Below are 307 nucleotides of genomic sequence, written 5' to 3'. Positions count from 1 at the left end.
CCCTTGTAGCCGCGGGCAAGCCCGTCGCCGCCGATCCACAAGTCTCCGGGCACCAGATCCGGGCAATCCCGGCCCTGGGCGTCGACGACGCGGAACTGCTGGTTGGGCAGCGGCAGGCCGTAGGGGATCGAAGGCCAATGCGCCGGAACCTCCGTCACCTCGACGGCGTTGGACCAGATCGCCGCCTCGGTGGCGCCGCCGAGGGCCACGGCGCGGCTTCAGGGTGATGAAGAAGCGGCCGGTGTTCACCGACTGGCCGCTGCCGGCCCCGACGGAACCGACCCAGGTCGCCACGTCCGGATCGGCG

Annotated in this window: 1 protein-coding gene; it reads right to left on the bottom strand. The window is 72.0% G+C overall.

Annotation, left to right across the window (positions count from 1 at the left end; translation table 11 throughout):
• The coding region (locus I71_RS25835; RefSeq protein WP_042700664.1) for an AMP-binding protein at positions 1-209 on the bottom strand (209 nt) is incomplete at its 3' end.
• Positions 210-307 lie beyond the last annotated feature (98 nt).

Origin of the sequence: Azospirillum sp. B506 (assembly GCF_000333595.1) — a bacterium.
Taxonomy (GTDB): domain Bacteria; phylum Pseudomonadota; class Alphaproteobacteria; order Azospirillales; family Azospirillaceae; genus Azospirillum.
This window is presented reverse-complemented; position numbering and strand designations above follow the sequence as displayed.